This is a genomic window from Actinophytocola sp. (genome assembly GCF_035762905.1).
In the GTDB taxonomy this organism is placed as follows: domain Bacteria; phylum Actinomycetota; class Actinomycetes; order Mycobacteriales; family Pseudonocardiaceae; genus DASYTH01.
In genome coordinates this window covers 40343-58278 of record NZ_DASUCC010000063.1, presented here as the reverse complement: position 1 = coordinate 58278, position 17936 = coordinate 40343, and the positions used below count along the sequence as shown (strand labels likewise).

Sequence of the window (17936 nt, the reverse complement as noted above, 5' to 3'; positions counted from 1 at the left end):
ATTACTCGATCGCGCGCAGGCGGGCGATCAGCTCGACGGTCTCGATGCTGCACAGCTCGGCCATGCGTTCCAGGGCGGCGATGCCGAGGTGGATCTCGCCGCCGCCGGGGGGAGTGGATCCCTCGGCCAGCCGGCCGAGCGCCCAGCGGCGCAGCGGGTGCAGTTCTGGAGCGTCGTCGCGGGCGATCTTGCGCAGGTTGACCCGGACCCGGCCGACCGGAGCCTCGATGAACACGCGTTCGTGCACCCGGGCGAGCAGCTCGTGCGGCAGCTCGCCGAGCGCGTGGCAGATCTCCACCAGGCGGACCACGGAGACCTGGCGGGTGCCCAGCTCGTAGGTGGCCAGGGTCTGCAGCGAGATGTCGCTGTACAGGCGGTCGTTGAGCTCCTTGCGGGTCCAGCCGCGCCGCTTGCGCAGCCGGCGGAGCTCATCGCCGAGCACTCGCTGATAGGTCGCCAGGTCGAGGTCCACCGGTCCCCCTTGCGGGTGCGGACAAAACTGCCACCTGTCAAGAGGCGGCAAACGCCGTTGCATTACGCGAGTTGCGCAACGCACTGCGCAGTTCCCCCAAAGGGGCGAATGCCCACACCGCTGGTGGCAACGGCCGGATCAGTTCACGCAACCCTCGGCGGACGGGCCCGCGGCCGGCTGCGCCGCCGCCGGGTTGGCCGGATCGGCGGCCAGCGACCGGTCGCCGGAGAGCTGGTTGCCGGTGTTCGGCTGGAAGTCCCGGCCGATCAGGACGGTCACGTGCCCGGGAGAGATGTTCCGGTCGGCCTCCACCGGCAGGCCGCCGAGCACCGACGCCACCCGGTCGCCGTTGTCCTGCTCGCCGACGGCGAACCGCACGACGGAGTTGGCCCGGGTGGTGGCGTTGCCGGTCTGGCCGGCCCCGAAGCCCTGCGCGGTCAGCGATCTGGCCACCTCGCCGGCCAGGCCCGTGCGGCCGGAGGCATTGCGCACGTCCACGGTGATGTCGGCGTCCGACGGGGCCTGGGGAACCGGGGCGCCGCTGGCCGGCTGCTCACCGCCGTGCAGCAGCCCGTCGACGAACGTCCGCACCTGGCGCGGGTCCACCTCGACCGCGTCGCCGTCCCCGGTGCGCAGCGCGATGCTGCCCACCGGAATGGTCTTGAACTCCAGGTTGCCGCCGGTGAAGCCCATCATCTGCTGGGCGAACTCGATGACGTTCCAGTCCTGGTCCAGCACCACCGACTTCTGTACGGCCGCGCGCAGCTTGTCCAGCGTCTCGGAGCCGGGCGTGAGCATGTCGCCGGAGAACACCTTCTTCGCCATCCCGGACATGAACACCTGCTGGCGCACGATCCGGTCCAGGTCGCCGTTGGGCAACCCGTGCCGCTGCCGGACGAAGGCCAGCGCCGGTGCGCCGGACAGGGTCTGCCGGCCGGCCGGCATCCGGGCGCCGGACAGGGAGTCGTTGACCGCCTTGTTCAGACAGACCTCGATCCCGCCGATCGCGTTGGTGATGTCGTAGAAGCCGAGCAGGTTGATCTCGGCGTAGTGGTCGACGGTCGCCCCGGTCAGCTGTTCCACCGTGCCGATCAGGCTCTTGGCACCTTCCAGGTTGGACTGCACCTCGAGGGTGGGCTGGTCGCGCTGACCCTCCCGGCGCAGCCGCTCCATCGCGGTGTTCTTCGCCCGCGCATAGGCAGAGTTGATCTTGTGCTTGCCGTAGTCCGGGATGTTCACGTAGGAGTCCCGGGGCATCGAGACCCCGATCGCCTTCCCACCGTCGTTCGGGATCCTGATCAGGATCAGGGTGTCGGTGTTCAGTGTGCCGTCCACCTTGCCGGCGTTCAGCTCGCGCAGCAGATCCTTGGACAGGGGATTGCCCTGCGCGTCGGTGCGGCTGTCCATGCCGACCATGAGGATGTCGATGGCGCCGTCGGCCGGCCGCTCGGTCGGCCGCGTGTCGATGACGTCCTGCCGGGTCAGGCCCTGCTCCCACTGGTTGAGCGTGGACCAGTAGTAGCCGGTGCCGGCCAGCACCAGCGTGGACAGGGCGGCCACCGCGGTCTTGGCGCCGGTGTAGCTGCGCGGCGGCCGGCGGGCCGGCCGCGGTCGCGGGCGGGGACGCGGTTCCCGGGTCGGCGGCGGCACCCAGCGGGCGTCGGCGATCCGGTCCGTTCTGGGCTCCGCGTCGTAGCGGTCGTGGGGGTGACGGCCAGACGACCTCGGTGGCCGATAACTCACCCGCTCTCCTCCCGTTCGAACTCGCGGTCCCCTACCAGTGTGACGTGCCGGCCCCCGGTTCGGTTGTGTTCAGCGTGACACAGCCCGCGGCCCGCGGCCGAACCGCCGCGCGGACGGCTCGCCCTATCGGGTGCCCTCCGGTACCGGCCGTGACCTGGTGCGCAGGGCCTGGACCGGTGGGAACCGCCCGGCCGCGACCCCGAGTGCGAGCAGCATGGTCGCTCCGTGCACGGCGAAGCCGAGGCCGCTCATCGTCGTGATCATCGGCGGCACGCAGGCTATCGCGGTGAGCAGCCACGGCCCGGGCCGGGTGATCGTCTGGATCCGCACGCAGTGCAGCAGGTACCAGCCGAGCAGCAGGTGGATCAGGTTGGCGATCGGGTCGAGCGGGAGCCCGAGCACCTCGGGCGGGTCGGCCGAGGCGGTGATCCCGGTGGCGGCGAAGCCAAGCAGGCCCAGCGCGCCGTAGGCCACGCCGAGCGCGGCGGCGAGCCCGTCCAGCGGGCCCGCCGGGCCGGCCGGATCCGGCTCCAGGTCCGCGAGCGGGTCGTCGGCGAGCGCCGGGCGCCGCCGTTCGAACAGCAGGAACGCGAGCATCGCCGGCACCGCCACCATGGCCAGCGCCAGCAGCGTGCGCGGCCGGGTCAGCCAGTCCGCGCCGCCCGCGATCAGGCTGGCCGATCGGGCGGCCGCGATCAGCCCGGCCAGCAGCACCATCGCGCACAGGTAGACCAGGTAGGCGGTCATCGGGGTGTCCCGCAGCATCGCCCGGGACCGGGCCGGCACCCGGGCGGCCACGGCCAGCACGCCGCGCTCCCGGGGCAGCGCGACCAGGCACACCTGGACCAGGCCGATCAGCAGCACGCCGAGCAGCGTCGGGACGAACGAGGCGTACCGGGTGGGCTCGGCGATCAGCCGCCCGGGAACGGCACCGGCCGCGGTCAGCACGACCAGGCCGGTGCTCGCGGTCAGCGCGCCGGTCACCAACACCGGCCTGGGGATCCGCCACGGCGTGCCGTCCGCGTAGTGGAAGCCGAGCTGGGCGAACAGCAGCGCGAGGACGATCCCGCCGGCGTGTGCGGCGACCGAGCCGTGTCCGGCCAGGCCGATGGTCACCACGACGGCCAGCAGCACCGCCGGGGTGAGCCGGGGCAGCCTGCGGTGCAGCGCGTGCGTCACCGGTGTCGCCGCCACGACCAGCAGGTACAGCCCGAGCAGCCAGAGCGGCTGCAGCACCACCCGGCCGAACGCGGCGGTGGCCTCCCGGGGCGCCGCGAACAGCTCAAGCGACAGCGGCACGACCAGCCAGGCGGTGACGAAGGCGAGCACCGGTCCGGACAGCCAGCCGATCCGGCCGACCAGGTAGTCGCCGAACCCGCCGCCGGTCCGGGCGGCCCGCCAGGCCAGCGCGTTGGCGTAGCCGCCGGCCAGGAAGAACACCGGAACCAGTTGGAGCAGCCAGGTCAGCGGCACGGTCCAGGTGTCCTGGGCCGATCCCCAGGCGGCCAGCGCCAGCACCGACTCGGCCAGCACGATCCCGGCCAGGCTGGCGACCTGCAGGAAGCCGAGGTAGCCGGCCCTGGCCGCCTCGGTCTCGGACCGCGGCGGTCTTGGGGCCGGCGTGGGCCAGGGGCGGGCCCGGCCGCTCAGCGCCGGGGTGCGGGCGGCGATCAGCAGGGCGATCACCACCAGGCCGATGCTCCACGGGCCGACCGGCTCGCGGCGCGGCGGTCCCCAGCGCTGGTGCCAGGAGTTGACGATCAGGCCGATGGTGTAGAGCGAGGCGACCAGGTGGCAGAGCCGGGGCGTGCCGCGCGGGTTGATGTCACACATGCCGTGCATGTCGTCGGAGAGCCGGTTGTCCAGCCGCTCGCGCAGCTCCGGGCTGAGTGGCTGGCCCTTGGCATCGGCGTAGCGGAGCAGGTCGTAGCCGAGGTCGTGGGCCCGGCAGCCGACGCCGTAGTCCCAGCGGGTGTCGTCGTCGCCCCACGGGGAGGAGCAGCCGCCCTCCGGGTAGACCGCGCGCACGGTGCCGTCCGGCGCGCCCATCCGGGCCGGCACGTGCCCGGTGACCGCGGTGAAGTCGGCCGGCAGGTCGGCCATCGGGTCGCGGCCGGACCCGGGGTCGAGCAGGATGTCGATCGCCCGTTCGGCGCGGGCCGCGTCGCCGGTCGCCGGCCGCACCTGCGGCGCTCCGGGCCGCGACGCCACCACCGCGAACCCCATCGCCAGCAGCACGATCAGGGTCAGCCACCCCAGCCGAGGCCACCCGCCCGCCCCGCCCGAGCCGCCCCCGCCAAGATCCCGCCACCCCACGGCGCAGAGGCTACCCGCCGCATTCCACGAAGGACCGCCGATTAAGGCCCTGGCTCAACCAACCGGTCGAGTGCATCCAGCAGGTCCCGGCCCCGGTCGAACCCCCCGCTGGCTGATCAGCTTGACGCCACCCCGGGCCAGCGCTAGACCCCGCGCCGTGCACCCGGCCAGCAGCGCCCGAAGGTCGGCCAGGTCCTGCGGCCGGGTCTCGTCGTCCCGCGCGAGCAGCTTTGTGGCAATCAGGTGGCCGGTCTGCGCCACGGCACGGTCAGACCCGGCAGGATCTCGATCGGCTCGGCGGCCCGCACGATCTCCGGCTCGATGCCGGAACTGGCGAACAGTACATCGACGATCACCTGGCCGCCGTGGTCAGTCGGGGACACGCCGAGCCGGGCGGTGGCCAGCCGCTCCGCGTCGTCATGTTCCACCGAGTGGATGAGCTGTTCGGCAGCCGAGTCGTCGGTGACGGTGGCGGCGACGTCCACGTCGCGGGTGAACCGCGGCTCGGCCCGGCCGATACCGCGAAGCCGCCCACGAGAGCCCATGGTTGGTGTTGCCGGTTGAGATCGCCGGCGATGCGCCGGAGGGTGGCCTCGACGAGGTTCACTCGAACCGGGGAGAGGGGTGGCCGGGGCAGTCGCCGTGGGTGGCGCCGGGGCGGTGGCGGCGCCAGGTTTGCAGCTCGGCGTCGATCTCGGCGCCGCTGGCCTGAGGGTGGGTGCGCTTCAGGCGCTGGGGTTGCATGCGCTCGCCGGCCTCGTACATGTCGAGCGCCAGGCGCAGCCGCTGGGCCGCGGCGGGATTACCCACAACATCAAGTGTACGGCCGATCGGTGGTGCTGCCGGGCCGGTGACGCCCCCTGGTTGTCACCGGCCCGGCGCGGAAGGCTGGCCCGCGTCGGGCCTGGCAAGACCGGTTCCCCCAGGAGTTGATGCTCGCGGCGCACCCCCAGGGTGTCGCGCGCATCCCCTCATGAGGACTGACAGTAGTCGCCTGGTCTGACACCCTGACTGGAGCGGGTCTGGACCCAAATTGGGCACGGAACGTGATTCAGCTGCGGCTTTGAACTGCTCTAATTGATCCGTTCGGGTGACATGTGGTGACTAACCGGCAACTTCGCCGCCACTATGAGCGGCAAGTTGCATGCGGAGGGGGTCGCCGGTGGACGCAAATTCCGCGACGTTCGGTGAAGCCCTGCGCGCCGGGCGCATTCGTGCCGGGCTTACCCAGGCCGAACTCGCCGGCCGGGCCGGGGTGAGCGTCCGCGCCGTACGGTACATCGAACAGGGCCGGGTGACCCGGCCACGCCGGGAATCCTTACGCCGCCTCGCCGAGGCGGTCGGCCTGGTCCTGGACGGGCAGTGGCCGGCCGGCGACCGGGGCGCCGACCTCCTGTGCATCGGCGTGCTCGGCCGGCTCGAGCTGCGCCGGGGCACCCAGCCGGTGGAGATGGGCCCGCTCAAGCAGCGCTGCCTGCTCGCACTGCTCGCGTTGCAACCCAACCGGGTGGTGCACCGCGAGGAGATCATCGACATGCTCTGGGGCGCCCACCCCCCGGACAGCTGTCACAACCTCGTGCACACCTACGTGTCCCGGCTACGCAAGGTGGCCGGCCTGTCCCGGCCCGGCACCGGGCTGATCACCTCGGCCCGCGGCGGCTACCGGCTCGCGGTCGAGACCGACCAGCTCGACCTGCTCCGGTTCGACGAGCTGACCGCGCGCGCCGCGGAGGCCCGGCAGCACTTCGCCGACCCCGAGGCCACGCTGGCCCTCTACGAGGAGGCGCTCGGGCTGTGGCGCGGCCCCGCGGTCGCCGACCTGCCCGAGGAGGTCCGGCACCACCCGGCCGCCACCGCGGTCACCGGCCGGCGGCTGGCCGCGGCGCTGGCCCACGCCGACACCGCGCTCGACCTCGGCCGGCACGAGCCGGTGGTCGAGCAGCTGCGGCCGCTGGTACACACCGAACCGCTGCACGAGGGCCTGCACGCCCGGCTGATGCTGGGCTTGGCCGGGTCCGGGCAGCAGGCCGCGGCGCTGCGCCTGTTCGCCGACATCCGTACCCGCCTTGCCGAGGACCTCGGGATCGAGCCGGGCCCCGAGATCGGCGCGGCCTACCTGCGGATCATCCGGAGCGACGTGCCGGCGGTGGCGGCCCGGCCGGGGCCCGGCCACGCCCAGCGGGCCCACCCGACGCCGGCCCAGCTGCCGGCCGACACCGGCGGGTTCACCGGCCGCGACGAGCACATCGACCGGCTGGACGAGGTGCTGCGGCGGCGGGAGAGCGAGGGCGGCAACGCGGTGACCATCACCGCGATCACCGGCACCGCCGGAGTGGGCAAGACCGCGCTGGCCGTGCACTGGGCGCACCGGGTGCGCGACCGGTTCCCGGACGGCCAGCTCTACGTCAACCTGCGCGGCTACGCCTCGGACTCGCCGGTGCGGCCGCTGGAGGCGCTGACCCGGTTCCTGCACGCCCTCGGCCTGCCCAGCGAGCGGGTGCCGGTCGACGAGGAGGAGGCGGTCGGGCTGTACCGCACCCACCTGGCCGACCGGCGGGCGCTGATCCTGCTGGACAACGCCTCCGGCGCCGACCAGGTCCGGCCGCTGCTGCCCGGCACCCCGGGCTGCCTGGTGCTGGTCACCAGCCGGGACCGGCTGGCCGGGCTGACCGCGACCGAGGGCGCGCACCGGATCACCCTGGACGTGCTGGAGCCCGAGGACGCCCAGCAACTGCTCGCCCGCATGATCGGCGACGCCCGCCCGGACGCCGAGCCGGGCGCCGTCGCCGACCTGGCCGAGGCGTGCGCCTACCTGCCGCTGGCGCTGCGCATCGTGGCTGCCAACCTGGCCTCGCTGCCGCACACCACGATCACCGACTACACCGACGAGCTGCGCAAGCGCGGCCGGCTGGCCGAGCTGGTGGTGGAGGGCGACGAGCAGGGCGCGGTGCGGGCCGCCTTCGACCTGTCCTACGAGATGCTCGACCCCGAGGCCCGCCAGCTGTTCCGGGTGCTCGGCGTGCACAGCGGCCCGGACTTCACCGCGGACGCCGCGACGGCGCTCACCGCGGGCGGCGTGGTCGCGACCCGGCGGCTGCTCGGCCAGCTGGCCGGTGCGCATCTGGTCACCGAGCACGCGGCCGGGCGCTACCAGTTCCACGACCTGCTCCGCGAGTACGCCGCCGACCGGGCCCACGACGAGGACGGCGCCGAGCGGATCAACGCCGCCATCGGCCGGCTGCTCGACCATTACCTGCACACCACCGACGCCGCCGGCCGGCTGCTGTACCCGCACGTCCTGCGAATGCCGCTGCCCTCGCCCGGCCACCTGATCAACCCGCCGGCCACCGGGGCCGACGCGATCGAGTGGCTGGACGGCGAGCTGGCGAACCTGATCGCCGCCGCGCGGGGGGCCAAGCCGGCGCTGCAGCGCTACTCCTGGCTGATCGCCGACGCGTTGCGCGGGTACTTCGTGGCCCGCGGTCACGGCTCCGAGGGGGTGGTGGTCTGTCAGGCCGCGCTGGCCGCCGCCGAGCGGGCCGGCGACGACCGGGCCAAGGCGTCGGTCAACGACATCCTCGGACTGATCCACTACAACCTCAGCGACTACCCCAAGGCGATCGACTACCACTGCACGGCGCTCACCCTCAATCGGCGCACCGGCAACGCCGCCGGGGAGGCCAGCTCGCTGCACAACCTCGGCCGGGTGCACTCGCAGCTGGGCAAGCCGGCCACCGCCTCGCTCTACTACGAGCAGTCGCTGACGATCAACCGCCGGATCGGCAACCGGTACGGCGAGGCCACCGACCTCACCTACATCGGCGCCTCCTGGCTGTCCCGCGGCCGGCCGGATCGCGCGCTGACCCACCACACCCAGGCGCTGGCCAACATCGAGGCCCGGGACAAGGGCACGCTGGAGGCCACCGCCTACAGCGGGATCGGCACCGCGCACTGGGCGCTCGGCCAGCTCGGCGACGCCGCCCGGTACCACCACGACTCGCTGCTGATCTTCCGGCGGATCGGGCACCGGCTCGGCGAGGCGAGCGTGCTGGTGTGCCTGGCCGAGACCAACTGCGACGCGGGCCGCTACCAGGAGGCCAGCGTGCAGGCGCACCGCTGCGTGTTGCTCGGCCGGCAGCTGGGGGAGCGGCGCCCCGAGGTCGGCGGGCTTGAGGTGCTGGCAACGGTCTACCTGCGCCGTGGCCACCACGAGGCGGCGGTCCGCTACTACATGGAGGCGTTGCAGGTTGCCCGCCGGATCGGGTTCGGCTACGGCGAGACGTCCGTCCTCATCGGACTGTCCGCGGCGCTGCGGGTGCGCGGCCGGATCTCCGAGGCGGTGGCCCAGTGCCGCGCCGCCATCGCGGTGATGCACGACTCGGGCATGCGGCTGCTCGAGGGCCGGGCGGTGACCGAGCTGGCGCACTGCTACCTGGCGCTCGGCAACCTCGGGCAGGCCGCGGCGCACGCCGACCGGGCGGTCAAGGTCGTGCGGGAGCGCCGGCAGCGGCTGATCGAAGCCAGGGCGCTGCGGGTGCGCGGGTTGATCGCCGAGGCCGCGGGCGACCTGACCGGAGCCCGGTCGACCTGGGTCGCCGCGATGGACATCTTCAGCGACATCGGCACGCCGGAGGCCGACGAGGTGCGCGAGCTGCTCAGCGGGCCGCGACCCTGACCTGGTCCCGGCCGTTCTCCTTGGCTTCGTACACGGCCGCGTCGGCCAGCTGCACCAGCTCGTCGAGCGCCCGGCCGTGGTCGGGGTAGACGGCGATGCCGACCGAGGTGGTGCGCTCGGAGATGTCCACCGGGCCGCCGCGCTTGTCCGTGGTCGAGACCTGGAGCTCGGCGATCCGGCGCCGGATCCGCTCGCCCGCGGTCACCGCCTCCCCCGAGTCCGCCTCGGGCAGCAGCAGCACGAACTCCTCGCCGCCGAACCGCCCGATCACGTCGCTCGGCCGGGTCTCGGTGCGCAGCGCCTCGGCCACCCGTTCCAGCACGTCGTCACCGGCCGGGTGGCCCCAGGTGTCGTTGATCGACTTGAAGTGGTCGAGGTCGACCATGAGCACCGCGGCCGGGGCGTCCGCCCGGCCGGCCCGCTCCAGCGCGCGCTGCGCGGCCTCGTGCCAACCACGCATGTTCAGCAGCCCGGTCTTGGGATCGGTACGCACGTCCACCTGGAGCTGGCGGACCTCGGCGATCCGGTTGCCGACCACGCTGAGCAGCACCATGACGGCGAGCGCAGCCGGGAGGTTCACCAGCAGGATCGCCGACATCATGCCCAGGCCGATGGTCAGCGCCTCTAGCTCGTTGTCCTCCTTGGTGCCCAGCACCGTGCGGATGGTCGGGGTGGTGGTGCTCAGCGCGATGGCGCCGGCACCGATGACCAGCGCCTGGGACACGAAGTACACGACGCCGGCGATCAGCAGGATGCCGAACTGGGTGAACGACCCGGGTACGTCCAGATCGGTCCAGGTGTGCGGTTCGAACACCATCAGCACCGCGTAGGTCACCATCGCGCCGAGCAGCATGCTGGCCGCGGAGAAGGTGAACCGGTACAGCGGCCGGCGGGCGACGAACCATCGCTGTGTCCGGCTGAGCACGATCAGCAGCAACGCCAGATGGATGGGCAAAACGACCACGGCCGGGAAGGACCAGATGCCGGTCAGGTCAATGTGTACGGTCGGCTTCCGGGTGCTGCGCCGCCGCTCCTCCTGCCTTCTGGACAGTTGAATGTGGACCGTGGCGCAGACCGCCAGCACCGTGAACCGGAACCAGTCGTCGCTGGTCGGAGCGGGTGTGGTGAGCCCGAACCAGATCATCGCGCCGACCGCGATCACCTCGGTGATCAGCAGGTACACCTTCAGCCGGGTGCGCTGGCCCCAGAACGCCCAGTGTCGCGGGTGGGCGGCGATCTGACGTTTGGACTGTCGGGTTTCGCCCTGATCGTTCACACTTAGGTGTGACAGTGGTGGTACCTGGCCTCCGGTTGGCCCTGCCTGTTCGTTCACCCCGTCAGGCGAGGCTCGTCCGGCCCCATCGTGAGCGGTGAACGTCATGGGTGTTTGTCCTCCAATCGTGTCACACCCAAGTGTGCCTCGAACGAGGCGAAAACCGATGACCCGGCCCACCCGCTAACATTCCACCGCCGCCCATGCCCCCGTCCCCCCGCGGGAGGTGAATCCGATGCGTGACCGCGAATTATGAGCACTCAACCGATGGCTCCCCAACCCCGATGTGATCCTGCTGACCGCCGCCGGTCCGGGTTCGACAAGGCACCCGCCTAGTTTGTCGTCTCCGCACTGCGTTGTGTGACGGTTGTCGGGTAACCGAGTTCGGAACGTAGTCCGCGCTGGACGCTTCGCCAGGCGATGGTGGCTGGCACGGCGATCAGCAGGCCGACAACGCCGGCCAGCCCGACCGTGTTCATCGCCGACCCGGTGAGCTCCGCCACGGCCCCGCCCAACGCGACCCCCAGTCCCTGAGCGACCCGCATCCCGGTGCGGGCGATCCCGAACGCCCCGCCGCGCAACCCGTTGGGCGCCCAGGTGTTGAACGCGGCGCCGACCGTGATCGAGTAGGCGCCGGTCGCCCCGGCGAGCGCGAGCAGGGTCAGCGCGAACGCCAGGTTCGGGTGCAGGAGGAAACCGACCAGCATCCCGACCGAGAGGGTCGCGAGCACGCCGACGATCCTGATCCTGTGCTGCGGGCCGACGTAGTGCGACAGCACGAACGCGCCGATCACGAACCCGAGCGGATCGGCGGCGAGCAGCCAGCCGACCGCGGCGGGGGAGGCGCCCATCTCGTGCGCCAGCGGCGCGGCCAGCCCTTCCGGCACCACGACCAGGCCGACCAGCCAGGTCAGTGCCAGCAGCACCCGCATCTTGCGCTGGCTGAACACCCACCGGGTGGCGTGGAACCAGCCGTCCTCCTTCTTCCCGGCCACCGGGCGGTTGTGCACCCAGCGCTGCACGACCAGCGCGGCGATCAGGAAGGTCAGCGCGTCCGCGGCCAGGGCGAGCGAGGTGCCGATGCCGACCACCAGCAGCCCGCCGCCGGCCAGCCCGACCAGCATCAGCGTGTTGGTGGTGATCCCGCGCAGGTCCTGGCTGCGCAGGTAGAGGGCGTCGTCGGTGAAGACCTCCCTGGTGACCGCCTGCTGCGCGGCCAGCGCAGGCGACTGGACCAGCTGCACCCCCACGACCAGCACGCAGAGGATCTCGATCGGCACGTTCGGGATGGCCATCAGCCCGACCAGCGCGGCCTGGATCAGCGAGCAGGTCACCATCAGCGGTTTGCGCGGGAACCGGTCGGCCAGCTGGGACAGCCCGAGCCCGCCGGCCAGCGCCGGCAGGAAGGTGAGCGCGTAGACCGCGGCCGCCCACCACGCCGAGCCGGTGCGGCTGTAGACCATGATCATCAGGGCGACCTTGGCCAGCTGGTCGCCGGCCACGGACTGGGCCTCGGCGAACCAGAGTGCGCGGAACTCGCTCACCGCGAGGACCGCGGACATCTTCGGCGCCCCGCTGCTACTCACATTCGCCCTCTGTCGACCGCTGCCAGTTCCAGTTGGGTAGCGAACCGCGTCCGCGATGCTGGCGCAGCCGGCAACGCTCATGTGGCAGCCGGCGCACTGCCGCCGGTCGAACGCTGCACCCGTGGGATGATGGCCAATCGGTCATCGCCCCGTAGCTCAGAGTACCGGCACTTGAAAGGTGCATGGACCGACCACTGTCCGGACACCTTCCCATTTACCAGAAATACTTTCACGCGGTGGCCGGGGTGAGCCAGTCCCGCAACCGGGGCGGCATGCGCTTCTCCAACCCGTACGGCTCGAGGTGCGCCTGGAACACCTCGGCGAAGGCGCGCTCGATGGTCTCCGAGTCCCAGTTGTCCCGTTCCAGGATCGGCGACTTCAGGTACGGCTGGCCGATGATGTGCAGCTGCGGCCCGGTGCACCTGATCATCTGACCGGTGATGCCGACCGAACGGTCGCCGATCAGGAACACCACCAGCGGGGCGATCCGGTCCGGCGTCCGATCGGGCGGACATTTGCGCAGGGCGCGTTCCGACGAGCGCACCATGCGGGTGTGGGCGAGCGGGCAGACCGCGTTGACCCGGATGCCGACCGCCTCGAGGTCCAGCGCCCAGGAGTAGGTCAGCGAGGCGACCGCGCCCTTGCTCGCCGAGTAGGTGGCCAGGGTGCGCTGCCCGAGCGAGGCGCCCGAGGAGATGTTCACGATCGAGCCGCCGCCCCGGTTCTTCATCGCCCGCATCGCGGCCAGCCCGGTGTAGAGGGTGCCGAGCACGTTGACCTCGATCAGCTCGCGGGCCCGCCCGGGGTCGTCCTCCCAGGACAGCGCCTCGTAGTTGAGGCCGGCGTTGTTGACCAGGCCGTCGATCTGGCCGTAGGTGTCCACGCACAGGTCGACGATGGCCTGGGCCTGCTCCGGGTCGGAGACCGAGTGCGCGCTGGCCACGGCGGGGTGACCGGCGGCCCGGATGGCCGCGGCGGTGCGGCGGGCGGCGGCCGCGTCCACGTCGTTGACCAGAATCCCGGCCCCGGCTTCGGCGAGATGGGTCGCGAAGGCCTCACCGAGACCCCGCCCCGCTCCGGTCACCACCACTGCCTTGCCGTCAAGGTAAGTCATGACAATGCGCCTCTCCCCGAACCGGTCCCCGTTGGCCTGCCGTCAGTGTTGGGTCGGCGGAAGCCCGGTGGGGATCGCCGGCGACGGACGGTGCGGTTTGTGCGCTGAGCGTTACCCGAAGTGTTCGGTCGCGCTGTGTGCCGCCCGGTACGCTGCCCGGGTGAACGACCCGGTGTGCCTGGCGGACTTCGAGAGCCGGGCCGAAGCCCGGCTGCCCGGCGACGTGTGGGATTTCATCGCGGGTGGCAGCGGGGCGGAGATCACGTTGGCGGCCAACCGGACGGCGCTGGACGCGGTGGCGCTGCTGCCAAGGGTGCTGTCCAGTGCCGGCGTTGTGGACACGAGTTGTCAACTTCTCAAGAGTGAGGCCAGCCTTCCGGTGGTCACCGCGCCCATGGCCTACCAGCGGTTGGTGCACCCGGACGGCGAGCTGGCCCTCGCCGCGGCCGCTCGCGACACCGGGATCCCGTTCGTGGCAAGCACCTACAGCAGCGTGCCGATCGAGGAGCTGGCCGAAGTCGGTGGCACGGTGTGGTTTCAGGTCTACTGGCTGCACCAGCGTTCGCTTGTGGACGGTCTGATCACCCGGGCCGAGGAGTCCGGCTGCAAGGCGCTCATGGTCACCGTGGACGTTCCGGTGCTCGGCCGCCGGTTGCGCGACCTGCGCAACGATTTCCGGCTACCGGCCGGCGTGGTCGCCGCCAACCTGCCGGCCGCGCTGCACACCCAGGAGATCCTCGTCCCCGCCGCACTCACCTGGCCGGACGTGGAATGGATCCGCGACCGGACCACGCTTCCTGTGGTGGTCAAGGGAATCCTGGATCCACGCGACGCGCTGCGCGCGGTCAGCGCCGGGGCCGACGCGGTGGTCGTCTCCAACCACGGCGGCCGTCAGCTCGACGGCGCCGCCGCCAGCGTCGCCGCCCTGCCGGCCGTGGTCGAGGCGGTCGGCGCGCGCAGTGAGGTGCTGTTGGACAGTGGCATCCGCAGCGGCACGGATGTGTTGCGGGCCCTCGCGTTGGGCGCCTCCGGAGTCCTGGTCGGCCGCCCGCTGCTCTGGGGTCTCGCCGTCGACGGCGCCGAGGGCGCCGCCCGGGTCCTCACCCTGCTCAAGGCCGAGCTGCACGACGCTCTCACCCTGGCCGGCTGCCTCAGCCCGGCCGCCGCCCGCACCCTCGCCGTGCTCTGACGGGTCCCGCCGGGATCCGAGCGCGAGCCTAGGGGTCAGGTGCGCTCCTGGTCGTGCACCCAGCTGGACAGCAGGCCGCGGAAGTGGGCGACGAAGCGGTCGTGCTCGGCGGGCGGGTAGGTGGCGCGCACGGTGTCCACCAGGAGTCGGTCGAAGTCGGGGGAGCGGACCCAGTCGTAGACCACGGCGTCCACATGGGACAATCGGGAGGCGCAGAAGTCGCGGTAGCGGTCGGTTTCGAAGTACTCGTCGGCGAGGTCGCGGTAGCGGGACAGCTTGTCCGCATAGGACAGATCGGTGCGGTCGGCGATGGCGAAGTAGCGGCTGGTGTCCAGGTCGAGGCGCGGGGTGCGGCCGGTGGCACAGCAGAAAATGGTCCACCGGACCAGGGCGGAGATGGCCCACGGGAAGTAGTAGTGCAGGGAGGTGAGGGCCACGTCGGGGCAGGCGTTGGCGTAGTCGATCGGGTGCACGTCCTGGCCGCGGACCAGCAGCTCGCAGGAGTTGAACTCCCACCGGAAGAACGCGTTGACCAGTCGGGAGATGGTGGTGACCTCGGAACCTGCCGCGGCGTCGAGGAAATCGTGCTGCACGGCGTACCGGTCGTGCATCGGCAGCTCCGGACGGAACCGCATCACCATGGTCTCGGCGCCGATCGACAGCGACCGGGCGAAGGCGTCGTAGCCCTCCACCGAGGACTGTAAGTGCATCAGGCGCCCGCCCGAGCCGTCGTAGGCCCGGTGCAGCTCGGCGCTGTCCCGCACCCGGGACACCCCGACCCAGGCGCCGCCGTCGTAGGGCTTCATGAACAGCGGGTAGCCGAGCCGCTCGGCGATCTCGTCCAGGTCGAACGGACGGTTGTAGCGCTCCGCGGTGTAGGCGTACCGGGAGTTGTCCACCGGATGCTTGAACGGCACCAGCACGGTGTCCGGCACCTTGAGCCCGAGGCGCAGCATCGCGCAGTAGGCCGCGTGCTTCTCCATCGACTGGAACGTGAACGGACTGTTCAGCAGGTAAACGTCATCCATCAGCGCGACCTTCTTCAGCCACTCGCGCGGGTGGTAGTACCAGTAGGCCAGCCGGTCGATCACCAGCGAGTGCTTCGGCTTGTCGCGCAGGTCGAACGGTTCGATGGTGACCCGCTTGATGTCGAAGGCGTGCTTGCGCCCGGCGCCGTCGGTGACCGGTCCGAGCCGGCGCATGATCTCGGTGAACGCCGTCGGCCAGTCCTCCTCGGTGCCGAGCAGCAGCCCGACCAGGTGCTCGACCGTGCTCATTGTTCGCTCCCGCTTGGCCGCTGCTGGCGCCGGCTTCCTGCGTGCGCTGCTCGCCACTCGTTCCTCGTGGCTGCGCTGCTCCTTCGTCCAGCCGGCGCCGCGGCCAAGCGTCCGCTCACGGGCGATCTCCCTTGTCGTTGTGTGTCAACAGAAACGTGGCAGGTGGTGGGTCCACTGGGCGCGCCAGGACGGCCAGTCGTGCGGCACGTCGTGCCCCCACAGGTCCAGCTCGCAGCGGATTCCCTTGTCCCGCAACAGGGCGGCCATCCACTTGGTGGACTCCAGCGCGCCGGTGGTGTCCTCCCACTGCCCCTGGCCGCACACCAGCAGCACGGACAGCCGGGACCGCAGCCAGTCCAGGTGCTCGCCGTGCAGGTTCGGCACGTAGCTCACCGGGTTGTTGAAGTACTCGGCCATGCCCCGCGCACCCCAGCCACGCCAGCTCGCGGTGTCGTAGTTGCCGGAGAAGCACAGCGCCAGCACGAACGTCTGGGCGTGCCGGAGCGCGAGGTTGAGCGCGTGGTAGGCGCCCATCGAGCAGCCGGCCGTGGCGATCTCGGTCTCCCCGCCGCAGTCGCCGGAGATGAACGGCGCCACCGTGCCGACGATCCAGGACTCGTAGCGCTCGTGCGCCCTGGCCCGCTCCTCGAGCGGCAGGTGGCTGGCCGCCCAGCTGGCCCCGTCGAACGAGTCGACGCAGTACAGCTTGACCCGGCCGGCGGACAGCAGATCGCCGACCGCGCCGACCAGACCGTTGGACTCGGCGTCGGTCGCGCTGCCCTGCTCGCTCGGGAACACCAGCACCGGCCGGCCCCAGTGCCCGTGCACCACGACCCGCCCGTCCGGCAGTTGCACCTCACGCATCGGCGGCCCACACCCGGGCGAGCAGGCCGGTCAGGTGCGGGTCAAGCGCGTCCCGCCAGGCCACGTAGTTGTGCGCGTCCGGTACCTCGTGCAGCGTCGCCGGATAGCCCTGGCGGCGCAGGATGTCGGCCATCAGCCGGTTGTTGTTCGCGTTCTCCTCCACCGCTCCGCAGGTGAGGGTGACCGGCACCGCGGGCCCCGGTCCGGCGTGCCGCACGGTGGCGACGTACCGGGTCACCCTCGGGTAGTACCGGTAGTTCCGCTCGCATTCGTCGTGCTCCGGTACGAAGAAGCTGCCGGACTGGAGGAACAGCCCGCCGACCGTGTTCGGGTAGCGGCGCTGGGCGTGCAGGGCGGCCAGCGCGCCGAGGCTGGCGCCGATCAGCACGGCCGGGCCGGTACTGCCGAGCGCGGCGTGCAGCCGGGGCAGCACGACGGTGGCCAGCGCCGTGGCGTAGGCCGGGTTGGCCGAGTACCGCGCGTCCCGCGATCCGGGCGCGGCGAGAACCAGGTGGAACGGGGGGAGCCGGCCGTCGCGCACCATGGTCGCGGCGAACCGGCCGAGCGCGCCGAGCCGGTCGAACTCCGGGCCGTCGTGCGCGAGAAGCAGGTGCCTGGCCGGCCGGTCGGGGGAGAGCACGGTGACCTCGACCGGCCCGACCCCGGTCCGGATGGCCAGCGGCGCACCGGCCGGCCAGGGCGGCGCACCGGCCAGCCACGCCGGGGCGGTGTAGCCCGGCATGGTCAGCACGGACTTGTCGCCGAACGCGCCCGGGGTGCGCACCGGGTTGGTCGGATCGGTGCCGTTTTCCGTCCCGCCGTCCGGATGCCGCAGCTCCAGCCGGTACTCCATGCGCCGCACCGGCGGCCGGGGGATGGTCAGCGTCCACGCGCCGGCCGCCTCGTCGAACCCGAACTCCACCGGCAACCCGGGCAGGTTCAGCTCGTGCGCCAGCCGCACGCCGGCCAGCCGGTGCCCCGGATCGGGCAGCGCGAAGACGATCTCGTCCGCTGTGACCCGCGGCCCGACCGCGACGGGTAAGGCATGCGGTTCGGCCATGATTCGACCCTAATGGGCCGCCGGACTTCGCGTTCGCCACGAAGCCCGGCGGCACCCCCAGTGAAGATGAGCGGTTCGGCGTACCCGCCCTCGTCGGGAACCGCGGCCGCCGCCACGACCTGGGCGGCGGTCATGCCGAGCTTGATCTCGCCGTAGCCGGTGGGCCGACGACCGGGCGACCGGAGGGCGGACCTTGGTCACCGTCGTGACGGCCGGCGGGACCGACGTGTTGGCACCGGGTCGCGCCGGGACCGAGGTGGCGGTGCTGGTCGGGGCCGGTGCGGCGGCCGGGTCAGACGTGTCGCACGCGCTGAGCGCGAGCATGGCGATGCCGCGGCGAAAATGGTGGCGACCCGAATTTGGCAGT

Annotated in this window: 13 protein-coding genes; 2 read left to right on the top strand and 11 right to left on the bottom strand. The window is 72.0% G+C overall.

The window, feature by feature from the left end; translation table 11 throughout:
• Position 1: 1 nt before the first annotated feature.
• The 5 genes from VFV67_RS12450 to VFV67_RS12430 form a co-directional block, all read right to left on the bottom strand.
• Complete coding sequence (locus VFV67_RS12450; RefSeq protein ID WP_326469770.1) at positions 2-472, bottom strand: helix-turn-helix transcriptional regulator; 471 nt, start codon at positions 470-472, stop codon at positions 2-4.
• 138 nt (positions 473-610) lie between these two features.
• Positions 611-2215: an LCP family protein gene (locus VFV67_RS12445; protein ID WP_326469768.1), complete on the bottom strand. Its 1605-nt coding sequence runs from the start codon at positions 2213-2215 to the stop codon at positions 611-613.
• A gap of 123 nt (positions 2216-2338) precedes the next feature.
• Entirely contained in the window at positions 2339-4531 is a 2193-nt protein-coding gene (locus VFV67_RS12440; protein ID WP_326469766.1) for a phospholipase, read from the bottom strand.
• 239 nt (positions 4532-4770) lie between these two features.
• Positions 4771-5076 (bottom strand): hypothetical protein, encoded by a 306-nt coding sequence (locus VFV67_RS12435; RefSeq protein WP_326469764.1) that lies wholly within the window; start codon positions 5074-5076, stop codon positions 4771-4773.
• Positions 5077-5134: 58 nt separating this feature from the next.
• Positions 5135-5341: a hypothetical protein gene (locus VFV67_RS12430; protein ID WP_326469762.1), complete on the bottom strand. Its 207-nt coding sequence runs from the start codon at positions 5339-5341 to the stop codon at positions 5135-5137.
• 352 nt (positions 5342-5693) lie between these two features.
• On the opposite strand from VFV67_RS12430, the gene VFV67_RS12425 reads away from it, so the two are divergent.
• A complete protein-coding gene (locus tag VFV67_RS12425; RefSeq protein WP_326469760.1) occupies positions 5694-9206 on the top strand; it encodes a BTAD domain-containing putative transcriptional regulator in 3513 nt (1170 codons plus the stop codon).
• Here VFV67_RS12425 and VFV67_RS12420 read toward each other — a convergent pair.
• The 3 genes from VFV67_RS12420 to VFV67_RS12410 form a co-directional block, all read right to left on the bottom strand.
• Positions 9187-10482: a GGDEF domain-containing protein gene (locus VFV67_RS12420; protein WP_326469759.1), complete on the bottom strand. Its 1296-nt coding sequence runs from the start codon at positions 10480-10482 to the stop codon at positions 9187-9189. The two genes, VFV67_RS12425 and VFV67_RS12420, sit on opposite strands and share 20 nt — an antisense overlap.
• Positions 10483-10811: 329 nt before the next feature.
• Positions 10812-12041, bottom strand: a complete 1230-nt coding sequence (locus VFV67_RS12415) for an MFS transporter (protein WP_326469757.1) — start codon at positions 12039-12041, stop codon at positions 10812-10814.
• Positions 12042-12294: 253 nt separating this feature from the next.
• Positions 12295-13179, bottom strand: a complete 885-nt coding sequence (locus VFV67_RS12410; protein ID WP_326469755.1) for an SDR family oxidoreductase — start codon at positions 13177-13179, stop codon at positions 12295-12297.
• Positions 13180-13339: 160 nt separating this feature from the next.
• Here VFV67_RS12410 and VFV67_RS12405 point away from each other — a divergent pair, with 160 nt between their 5' ends.
• On the top strand, positions 13340-14368 hold the full coding sequence (locus tag VFV67_RS12405) for an alpha-hydroxy acid oxidase (protein ID WP_326469753.1): 1029 nt from the start codon (positions 13340-13342) through the stop codon (positions 14366-14368).
• A 35-nt stretch (positions 14369-14403) separates the two neighbouring features.
• Here VFV67_RS12405 and VFV67_RS12400 read toward each other — a convergent pair whose 3' ends face one another.
• From VFV67_RS12400 to VFV67_RS12390, 3 genes are all read right to left on the bottom strand, one after another.
• Positions 14404-15645: a hypothetical protein gene (locus VFV67_RS12400; RefSeq protein ID WP_326469751.1), complete on the bottom strand. Its 1242-nt coding sequence runs from the start codon at positions 15643-15645 to the stop codon at positions 14404-14406.
• Between the two features lie 144 nt (positions 15646-15789).
• Positions 15790-16509, bottom strand: coding sequence for an esterase family protein (locus tag VFV67_RS12395; protein WP_326469749.1), 720 nt, complete (start codon positions 16507-16509; stop codon positions 15790-15792).
• Positions 16502-17569 (bottom strand): alpha/beta hydrolase, encoded by a 1068-nt coding sequence (locus VFV67_RS12390; protein ID WP_326469747.1) that lies wholly within the window; start codon positions 17567-17569, stop codon positions 16502-16504. Before VFV67_RS12390 ends, VFV67_RS12395 begins: the two co-directional genes overlap by 8 nt.
• Positions 17570-17936 lie beyond the last annotated feature (367 nt).

Coding starts and splice junctions, on each gene's coding strand:
- VFV67_RS12395 (WP_326469749.1), bottom strand. CDS start 16,509: ATGCGTGAGGTGCAACTGCCGGACGGGCGGGTCGTGGTGCACGGGCAC.
- VFV67_RS12400 (WP_326469751.1), bottom strand. CDS start 15,645: ATGAGCACGGTCGAGCACCTGGTCGGGCTGCTGCTCGGCACCGAGGAG.
- VFV67_RS12410 (WP_326469755.1), bottom strand. CDS start 13,179: ATGACTTACCTTGACGGCAAGGCAGTGGTGGTGACCGGAGCGGGGCGG.
- VFV67_RS12390 (WP_326469747.1), bottom strand. CDS start 17,569: ATGGCCGAACCGCATGCCTTACCCGTCGCGGTCGGGCCGCGGGTCACA.
- VFV67_RS12435 (WP_326469764.1), bottom strand. CDS start 5,076: ATGGGCTCTCGTGGGCGGCTTCGCGGTATCGGCCGGGCCGAGCCGCGG.
- VFV67_RS12415 (WP_326469757.1), bottom strand. CDS start 12,041: ATGTCCGCGGTCCTCGCGGTGAGCGAGTTCCGCGCACTCTGGTTCGCC.